This is a genomic window from Mycobacterium sp. ACS4331 (genome assembly GCF_001667265.1).
Classification (GTDB): Bacteria; Actinomycetota; Actinomycetes; order Mycobacteriales; family Mycobacteriaceae; genus Mycobacterium.
Genome location: NZ_LZHW01000033.1, coordinates 1 through 9,620 on the forward strand (window position 1 = coordinate 1; position 9,620 = coordinate 9,620).

Sequence of the window (9,620 nt, forward strand, 5' to 3'; positions counted from 1 at the left end):
GGGGGGCCCCGGGGGCGGGGGGGGGGGGGGGGGGGGGGGGGGTGATCGCGGCGGCCAGCGCGGTGGCGCTGATCGCCGCACTACAGGGCGTGCTGCTGCCCTACCTGCGCCGGCAGGAGTCCAATTCCGCGCAGGGCCGGTCGTCCTACATCGGGCGCTTGGGCACCGTGACGCTCGAGGTTCCGCAGGACGGCTGGGGTGAGGTCGCCTTCGTCGACGCCGACGGCAACCGCGTCCGCGCCCGCGCCGTCAGCGCCGAACCGTCCGCGCTGCCGAAATCCACACCCGTCTACATCAGCGATGTCGACCCCGACTTCGTCCATGTCGTCGTTGTCCCGGAGCACTAGTTCCAGAGCACCGGTTCCCGAGCGCACCCGAGCACTGACAAGCCAGAAAGGCTCCCATGTCCACTCTGCTGATCGTCATCGTCGTCGCCGCAGCGGCGCTGCTGCTGTTCGTGGCGCTGCCGCTGATCTACGTCAAGAACTACATCAAGGTGCCGCCCAACGAGGTCGCGGTGTTCACCGGGCGCGGCACCCCCAAGGTGGTCCGCGGCGGGGCCCGGTTCCGGATGCCCGGCATCGAACGCGTCGACATCATGAGCCTGGAACCCTTCAATGTCAGCATCAACCTGCAGAACGCGCTGTCCAACAACGGCGTCCCGGTCAACGTCGAGGCCGTCGGCCTGGTCCGGATCGGATCGGCCGACGAGGCCGTCCAGACCGCGGTGCAGCGCTTCCTGACCTCCGATCTGAACGAACTGCAGCGCCAGATCAACGAGATCCTGGCCGGCAGCCTGCGCGGCATCACCGCGACGATGACGGTCGAGGACCTGAACTCCAACCGAGACAGCCTCGCGCGCAGCGTGGTCGAGGAGGCCGGCGGCGACCTGGCCCGGATCGGCATGGAGGTCGACGTGCTCAAGATCGCGGGCATCTCCGACGCCAATGACTACCTGAAGTCGTTGGGCCAGCGGCGCATCGCGGAGGTCAAACGCGACGCCACCGTCGGCACCGCCGAGGCCGAACGCGACGCGCAGATCCAATCGGCCCGGGCCCGCCAGGAGGGCTCGATCGCGCAGGCGGAGGCCGACACCGCGATCGCGACCGCAAACCAGCGCCGCGACGTCGAACTGGCCCGGTTACGCGCGCAGACCGAGGCCGAGAACGCCCAGGCCGACCAGGCCGGCCCGCTGGCGAATGCCCGCGCGCAGAAGGACGTCGGCATCGCGGTCGAACAGGCCGAGGCGGCGCGGGTGCAGGCCCGCATCGAGGTGGAGCAGCGCCGCGCCGAGCAGGCGCAGGCCGCGTTGGCGGCGGACGTGATCGCGCCCGCGGAGGCGCAGCGGCAGGCCGACATCGCGATCGCCGAGGGCCAGCGCCAGGCCGCGATCCTGGCCGCCGAGGCCAGCGCCGAAGCCAAGCGGCGGGCCGGTCAGGCCGACGCCGACGCCCGCAAGGCCGCGGCCGACGCCCTGCGGGTCGAACGTCAGGCCGAGGCCGACAGCTTGGCGGCCAAGCTGGTCGCCGAGGCCGCGGGCAAAAAGGAGCTCGCCGACGCCCTGCGGGTCGAACAGCAGGCCGAGGCCGCGGGCATCGAGGCCAAGCTGACGGCCGAGGCCGTCGGAAAGAAGGAGATCGCCGCGGCGCTCAACAGCTACAACGCCGACGCGGCCCGGCTGCTGATGCTGCCCGACGTGCTGGCCTCGGTGGTCAAGGCGACCGAAGCCGCAGCGACGCCGCTGGCCTCGGTGGACCGGCTCTCGATCATCGGCGGCGCCGCCGATGCCCAGGACGCCGTGGGCGGCCTGCTCGGTGTCAGCCCGATCGCGGTCGCCAAGATCGTCGAGAGCCTGCGGGCCTCAGGCATCGACCTGGCCGAGATGCTGAACGGGAACTCGCACCACCCGGCCGAATGACCCATCGGGACCTGCCGGGAACCCGCAGAACAGCGCATACTTGACGACGATGACCGCACCAGCCGCCGCGCCTCGCAAACCCATCATCCTCACCGTCGACGACGATCCTGCTGTGTCCCGGGCAGTGGCCCGAGATCTGCGCCGCAAGTACGCCGAGAACCACCGCATCGTGCGCGCCGAGAACGGCCCGGACGCGCTGGACACGCTGCGCGAGCTGAAACTGCGTGGCGACACCGTCGCGGTGTTCGTCGCCGACTACCGGATGCCGGCGATGAGCGGGATCGAGTTCCTCGAGCAGGCCATGGACCTGTACCCGATGGCGCGGCGCGTGCTGCTGACCGCCTACGCCGACACCCACGCCGCGATCGACGCGATCAACGTCGTCGACCTCGACCACTACCTGCTCAAACCCTGGGACCCGCCCGAGGAGAAGCTCTACCCCGTCATCGACGCGCTGCTGGAGGCGTGGAGAGCCGACGGCGGGCACCCGATGCCGGACACCAAGATCATCGGTCACCGCTACTCGCGGCGATCGTCGGAGGTCAGGGAGTTCCTGGCCAGCAACCGGCTGGCCTACCACTGGATCTTCGCCGACGACGACGAGGGCATGCGCCTGCTGGAGGCCGCGGGTCTCGACGACCGCGCCCTGCCCGTCGTGATCACCGAGGACGGTGAACCGCTGGTCGATCCGTCCAACACCGAGTTGGCGGCCCGGCTGGGACTGTCCACCGAACCGCGGGCCGATTTCTACGACCTCGCGGTGATCGGTGGCGGCCCGGGCGGTCTGGCCGCGGCGGTCTACGGCGCGTCGGAGGGCCTGCGCACCGTGCTGATCGAGGCTGTCGCCACCGGCGGGCAGGCCGGGCAGAGCTCTCGGATCGAGAACTATCTGGGTTTTCCCGACGGTGTGCGCGGCGATCAACTCGCCGACCGCGCGCGCAGGCAGGCCGAGAAGTTCTCGGCCGACCTCATCACCACCCGCGAGGCCGTCGCGCTGGAACTGCACGGCAACACCCGCACCGTCCGGTTCGCCGACGGCGGGTCGCTGGACTGCCGCGCGGTCGTGCTCGCCACCGGGGTGTCCTATCGCGAACTCGACGCCGACGGCTGTCACAGCCGCGACGGCGACGAGGCCAGCCTGATCGGCCGCGGCGTCTACTACGGGGCCGCCACGTATGTCGCCGCCGAGTGTGAGGACCAGGAGGTCTACGTCGTGGGCGGGGCCAACTCGGCCGGGCAGGCCGCGATGAACCTGGCGCGCACGGCCGCCCGGGTGCACCTGGTGGTGCGCGGCCCATCGCTGGAGGCGTCGATGTCGTACTACCTGATCCAGCAGATCGAGGCGACGCCGAACATCGAGGTGCACACCAACACCCAGGTGTGCCGGGCCTTCGGCGGAGAAGGCCTGGAACACCTCACGCTGATCGACAGCGCGACCAAGGAGACCACCGATGTCGGCTGCACCCAGCTGTTCATCTTCATCGGGGCCCAGCCACGCACCGACTGGCTGCCCGACGCCATCGCCCGCGACGAGCGGGGTTTCGTGCTGTCGGGCCCGGACCTGAGACCGGACTCCGGGTGGCCGCTGGACCGTCCACCGCATCACCTGGAGACCAGCGTGCCCGGGGTCTTCGTCGCCGGCGACGTGCGCGCGGAATCGGCGAAGCGGGTGGCCGCGGCGGTCGGTGAGGGGTCGATGGCAGTGATGTTCGTGCACCGCTACCTGGCCGAGACCTGATCAGATGTCCGCCACCTGCCAGCGCGACGAACTGCGCACGCTGTTCCTGGAATCCGCACCCGGCGACACGCGTTTCATCACAGTGCCGTCTCTGACTTCGTCACCACTGACCCTGTCACCCTCCGACACCCACGCCGCCATCTAACGAAGGAACTCCTCATGGCTCATGAATGCCTTCCGGACGAACTGCGGTCCCTGTTCCTGTTCGAGGCACTGTCGGACGCGCAGCTGGAGACACTGTGTAAGGACGGCCACATCGAACACTTCGAGCCGGGGCCCATCTGCGTCGAGGGCGAACCGGCGACGTGTTTCTATGTGCTGCTCGACGGCGAGCTCGTGATGTCGAAGCGGTCCGGCGGTGACGACATCGAGACCAATCGCACGTCCCAGCGCGGCGTGTACTGCGGCGCGTGGGGCGCCTACGTCGAGGGAATCCCGCACATCTACGAGTCCTCGGTGCGGGTGACCCGGCCGTCGAGGTTCTTCGTGCTCGATGCCGCGGCGTTCGGCGCGTTCGTGAAATCACAGTTCCCGATGGCGGTGCACCTGCTCGAGGGCCTCAAGGTCGGTGGCCTGCGCCAGCGCCAGATCCTGGGGCAGCGCGAGAAGCTGCTGGCCCTCGGTCAGCTCTCGGCAGGCCTCACCCACCAGCTGAACAACCCCGCGGCGGCCACTGGGCGTGCCGTGGCCGACCTGCGGGACCGAGTCGGCAAGATGCGGTTCAAGCTCGCGATGCTGGCCGACGGCAAGTTCACCCCCGACGCCATGCGCGCGCTGCTGCAGATCCAGGACGAGGTGGCCGAGCATGTGGCCAAGTCCAAGGGCCAGGAGCTGACGGCGCTGGAGACCGCCGACCGTGAGGACCAGTTGGGCCAGTGGCTCGAGGACCACGATATCGAGGCGGCCTGGGACTACGCGCCGACGTTCGTCGAGGCCGGCCTGGACACCGACTGGCTCGAGCGGGTGTCGGCGACGGTCGACGGCGCCGACGATTCCGCGACGCTGCGCGGCGCCGTCGGCTGGATGAAGTACACGATTGACGCCGAACTTCTGATGAATCAGATCGCCGAGGCCAGCAGGCGTATTTCGGCCCTGCTCGCGGGCGCCAAGCAGTACTCCCAGATGGACCGCGCGCCGTACGCGTCGACCGATGTGCACGAACTGCTGCACAGCACGCTGATGATGTTCGGCGACAAGATCGGCAAGGACAAGCCGGTGCGGCTGGTCAAGGAGTACGACAAATCGCTGCCGGAGATCCTGTGTTACCCAGGCGACCTCAACCAGGTGTGGACCAACATCATCGAGAACGCGATCCAGGCGATGAACGGTGAAGGCACGCTGACGGTGCGCACCGGCCGGGAGAGTGAGGACGTGGTTCGGATCGAGATCTGCGACGACGGCCCCGGCATCCCCGAGGACGTGCGCGAGCGGATCTTCGAACCCTTCTTCACCACCAAACCCTTCGGTGAGGGCACCGGGCTGGGCCTGGACCTGGCGTGGCGCGTGGTCGCCGAGAAGCACCACGGCAACATCCGGGTGGAATCCGTCCCGGGCGACACCCGGTTCATCATCCTGCTGCCGCTGCAGGCCCCCGCGCCGGAAGCCGTCCCGCCCAGCGAGATCACCGCGGAATAGCCGCACGCCCCGCTGCGGTTGCACGCCCCATGACCGGTAAACCAGATCTGGGCCGCTACGGAGTCTTCGGACACTTCACCCAGTTTCAGCAGCTCACCCCGGACGAGCTCAAGGACATCGAGGCGCTGGGCTACGGCGCGATCTGGGCGGGCGGGTCTCCGCCGGCCGAGCTGGACTGGGTCGAACCGCTGCTCGAAGCCACCGACACCCTCAAGGTCGCCACCGGCATCGTCAACATCTGGTCCGCGGAGGCCGGGCCCGTCGCCGAATCCTTCCACCGCATCGAGGCCGCTCACCCGGGCCGCTTCCTGCTGGGCATCGGTGTCGGGCACCCCGAGGCGCTCGCCGAGTACCGCAGGCCGCTGGACGCCCTGGGCGCCTATCTCGACGAACTCGACGCCCACGACGTGCCCAAGGAACGCCGGGTGATTGCCGCGCTCGGTCCGCGGGTACTAGAGCTTTCGGCGCAGCGCAGCGCCGGCGCACACCCCTACCTGACCACACCCGAACACACCGCATCGGCCCGCGAGATCCTCGGCCCGTCGGCGTTCCTGGCCCCCGAGCACAAGGCCGTGCTGACCACGGACGCCGAGGCGGCCCGCACCGCCGGCCGCAGGACCCTGGACATCTACTTGAATCTGACCAACTACGTGAGCAACTGGAAGCGACTGGGCTTCACCGACGCCGACGTCGCCAAGCCGGGCTCGGATGCGCTGGTCGACGCCGTCGTCGCCCACGGGACACCCGAACAGATCGCGCAGCGCCTGGCCCAGCACCTGGCCGCCGGTGCGGATCACGTACCCGTGCAGGTGCTCACCGGTCGCGACACGCTGGTCTCCGCGCTCACCGAACTGGCCGGCCCGCTGGGCCTTCGCCCCTGACGCCGACGAGAGGACTCTCATGACCGACCCAGTGGCACTCAAACCCGACCTCGGGTTCTTCGGCGTGTGGACCGCAGGTCCGGTGACCCCCGAGGAGGCCGCCGAGATCGAACGGTTGGGCTACGGCGCGGTGTGGATCGGCGCGTCGCCGGCCGCCGACCTGTCGTCTGTCGAACCGATCCTGGAGAAGACGCAGACCCTGCAGGTCGCGACGGGCATCGTCAACATCTGGTCGGCCCCCGCCGACGAGGTCGCCGAGTCCTACCACCGCATCGAAAAGGCTTATCCGGGAAGGTTTCTGCTGGGCATCGGGGTGGGCCATCCCGAACACACCCAGGAGTACGCCAAACCGTATGACGCCCTGGTGGCCTACCTCGACGCGCTGGACGCCAAGACCGTGCCGACGAGCCGGCGGGTCGTGGCCGCCCTCGGGCCCAAGGTGCTCAAGCTGGCCCGTGACCGCAGCGCGGGCGCGCATCCCTACCTGACGACGCCCGAGCACACGGCGCAGGCCCGCGAGCTTGTGGGCAACACCGTATTCCTGGCACCCGAACACAAGGTCATGCTCACCACCGACGCGGCCGCGGCGCGCGAACTCGGCCGCGAGAAGGTCGATTTCTACCTCGGCCTGTCCAACTACGTGAACAACTGGAAGCGCCTGGGCTTCAGCGACGTCGACGTCGAACCGCCCGGCAGCGACAAGCTGATCGACGCGGTCGTCGCACATGGAACCGCGGATGCGATCGCCGCACGGCTCACCGAACATCTGGAATCCGGGGCCGACCATGTCGCGATCCAGGTGCTGGGCGAGCGCGACCGCCTCCTGCCCACACTGACCGAACTGGCCGGCGCGCTGGGCCTGACCGGAGCCGCCGGTTAGGCTTTCGGCCATGCGGCTGCTGGTGACCGGGGGCGCCGGGTTCATCGGCGCGAATTTCGTGCACAGCACGGTGCGTGAACATCCCGAGGACGTCGTGACGGTCGTCGACGCCCTGACCTACGCGGGCAGCCGGGAGTCGCTGCGCGGTGTCGAGGACTCGATCGACCTGATCGAGGGTGACATCGCCGACGCCGACGTGATCGACCCCCTGGTGGCCGCGGCCGACGCGGTCGTGCATTTCGCGGCCGAGACCCACGTCGACAACGCGCTGGCCGACCCGCGACCGTTCCTGCACTCCAACGTCACGGGCACGTTCGCGGTGCTCGAGGCCGTGCGCAGACACGGCGTGCGTCTGCACCACGTCTCGACCGATGAGGTGTACGGCGATCTCGAACTCGACGGTCCGACGCGCTTCACCGAGGCCACGCCCTACAACCCGTCGAGCCCGTACTCGGCCACCAAGGCCGCGGCCGACATGCTGGTTCGGGCATGGGTCCGTTCCTATGGGGTGCGAGCCACGATCTCGAACTGCTCCAACAACTTCGGCCCCTACCAGCATGTCGAGAAGTTCATTCCGCGCCAGATCACCAACATCCTCACCGGGCGGCGACCCAAGCTGTACGGGACCGGCGCCAATGTTCGCGACTGGATCCACGTCGACGACCACAACAGCGCGGTGCGGGCCATTCTGGCTCGCGGGGAGGCGGGCCGCACCTACCTGATCGGCGCCGACAACGAGCAGTCGAATCTCGCTGTGCTGCAGTCCATCCTGACGATCATGGGTTGCGACCCCGACGACTTCGACCATGTGACGGACCGCAGCGGGCATGACCTTCGCTACGCGATCGACCCGTCGAGCCTGCGCGCCGAACTCGGGTGGACACCGGCACGCACCGACTTCACCGAGGCGCTGCGGGAGACCGTCGAGTGGTATCGCGCCAATCCCGACTGGTGGGGGCCGCTCAAGGACGCCACCGAGACCTCCTACTCCAAGCGCGGTCAGTGACATGAGTTTTCGCGAGCTGTCGATCCCCGGGGCGTTCGAGATCACCCCGACACTGCACACCGATTCCCGCGGTGTGTTCTTCGAGTGGTTCACCGATCCCGAATTCCAGCAGCTGGCCGGGCACCGCCTCGATCTGCGCCAAGCCAACTGCTCGGTCTCCTCGGCCGGGGTGCTGCGCGGGCTGCACTTCGCACAACTGCCGCCCGGACAGGCCAAGTACGTCACGTGCGTGCGCGGGTCGGTGTTCGATGTCGTGGTGGACATCCGCGTCGGGTCGCCCACCTACGGCCGTTGGGACGCGGTGACATTGGACGACCAGGTGCACAACTCGGTGTACCTGCCGGAGGGGCTGGCACACGGCTTCCTGGCTCTGCAGGACGATTCGACGGTCATGTACCTGTGCTCGTCGGGATACGACCCGAAGCGCGAACACACCATCTCCCCCGTCGACCCCGCGATCGGTGTCGAGTGGCCCGACACGGTGTTCGGGGCGGTCTCGACGCTCTCGGAACGGGACCGATCCGCACCCACGCTGGCCGAGGTCGCCGCCGCGGGGCTGCTGCCGACGTGGGAGGAGACCCAGCGCGGCGGCTAGTGCACCTGCCTGGCCAGCGCCGCCACCAGCGCGTCGTCGAGGTGTTCGACCGCCCCGAAGTCCACGGTGTCGATCGCCGCGACGAGGTCAGGGGCGTCGACGATCACCGTGGCGCCCGAGTACAGGGCGAACGGCCGGGGCAGACCGTTGTAGCCGCCGTCGGCCGCCGCCGAATCGGTGCGCACCACCACCCGCACGTCGGTGCGGACGTCGTTGATCGCCGAGGCATCCGGCAGCGCACGCACATCCCCGGCGTCGGCGCCCGTGCGCTTCAGCTGTGGCGAGTAGTCGAAGCCCAGGCCCTCGAGGTAGGCCGCGATCGGGGCATCCGACAGCACCACCGAGAGCCCCGAATCCGCGACGCGCAGCACTTCGATGGTCTTGCCCGCGAAGGCGGGGTGGGCGGCCCGAATCCCGGCCTGGCGGTCGTCGACGGCGGTGATCAACCGCTGCGCCTCGCCGGTGCGCCCCAGTGTCCGGGCGATCCACGCGAGCTGTTCACGCCATGTCCAGGTGGCGCCGTCGACGGGCCGGGTCACGGTCGGGGCGATGCGGGCCAGCTGGGCGTAGGTGTCGTCGTCGATGCTGCCGGTGTCGATGATGAGATCGGGCTTGGCCGCGGTGATCGCGGCGGTGTCGATGGCCGCCAACACCTCGGGGTCGCCAGTGACCCGGCCGGCATCCCAGTCGGGCAGGCGGCCGTCGGGCGCGACGATCGCCACGGGCTGCACCCCGAGCGCCAGCACCGCACCGCCGTCACCGGGCCCGAGTGCGGCGACCGCATGCGGTTCGGTGGCGATCTGAGTGCTGCCGTGTTGGTGCTGAAGGGTCTGCGGTGTGAAGCCGTCCTCCTGACCGGCCGGCCACAGGAAGGCGGTGGCCGCAACGACGGCGACCACGAGCACCGCGGCGGCGGCCGCCCACGGCCAGCGCCTGCGCCGGGCCGGAGGCGCCGGCGCCCCCGGCC

The 9,620-nt window shown here is 69.5% G+C and carries 10 protein-coding genes; 9 read left to right on the forward strand and 1 reads right to left on the reverse strand.

Annotated features, from left to right (window positions below; genetic code table 11):
* The 9 genes from A5727_RS09455 to rfbC all read left to right on the forward strand — a co-directional run.
* Positions 1–347 (forward strand): NfeD C-terminal domain-containing protein (locus A5727_RS09455; protein ID WP_286150054.1); only part of this gene is annotated, 347 nt, incomplete at its 5' end.
* 56 nt (positions 348–403) lie between these two features.
* Complete coding sequence (locus A5727_RS09460; RefSeq protein ID WP_068248163.1) at positions 404–1,918, forward strand: flotillin family protein; 1,515 nt, start codon at positions 404–406, stop codon at positions 1,916–1,918.
* A 49-nt stretch (positions 1,919–1,967) separates the two neighbouring features.
* Complete coding sequence (locus A5727_RS09465) at positions 1,968–3,656, forward strand: NAD(P)/FAD-dependent oxidoreductase (RefSeq protein WP_068248166.1); 1,689 nt, start codon at positions 1,968–1,970, stop codon at positions 3,654–3,656.
* A 4-nt stretch (positions 3,657–3,660) separates the two neighbouring features.
* Complete coding sequence (locus tag A5727_RS27425) at positions 3,661–3,801, forward strand: hypothetical protein (RefSeq protein WP_157521302.1); 141 nt, start codon at positions 3,661–3,663, stop codon at positions 3,799–3,801.
* Between the two features lie 14 nt (positions 3,802–3,815).
* Complete coding sequence (locus tag A5727_RS09470; RefSeq protein WP_068248169.1) at positions 3,816–5,291, forward strand: ATP-binding protein; 1,476 nt, start codon at positions 3,816–3,818, stop codon at positions 5,289–5,291.
* A gap of 29 nt (positions 5,292–5,320) precedes the next feature.
* A complete protein-coding gene (locus A5727_RS09475) occupies positions 5,321–6,172 on the forward strand; it encodes an LLM class F420-dependent oxidoreductase (RefSeq protein WP_068248171.1) in 852 nt (283 codons plus the stop codon).
* Between the two features lie 19 nt (positions 6,173–6,191).
* The gene (locus A5727_RS09480; RefSeq protein WP_068248173.1) at positions 6,192–7,052 is read left to right on the forward strand and encodes an LLM class F420-dependent oxidoreductase; all 861 of its coding nucleotides are present in this window, start codon (positions 6,192–6,194) and stop codon (positions 7,050–7,052) included.
* 10 nt (positions 7,053–7,062) lie between these two features.
* Positions 7,063–8,058, forward strand: a complete 996-nt coding sequence (gene rfbB / locus A5727_RS09485) for a dTDP-glucose 4,6-dehydratase (RefSeq protein ID WP_068248179.1) — start codon at positions 7,063–7,065, stop codon at positions 8,056–8,058.
* Between the two features lies 1 nt (position 8,059).
* Positions 8,060–8,653 (forward strand): dTDP-4-dehydrorhamnose 3,5-epimerase, encoded by a 594-nt coding sequence (rfbC, locus tag A5727_RS09490; RefSeq protein WP_068248181.1) that lies wholly within the window; start codon positions 8,060–8,062, stop codon positions 8,651–8,653.
* Here the strand turns inward: rfbC and A5727_RS09495 are convergent.
* Positions 8,650–9,620: ABC transporter substrate-binding protein (locus A5727_RS09495; protein ID WP_157521303.1), on the reverse strand; the 971-nt coding region annotated here is incomplete at its 5' end. The two genes, rfbC and A5727_RS09495, sit on opposite strands and share 4 nt — an antisense overlap.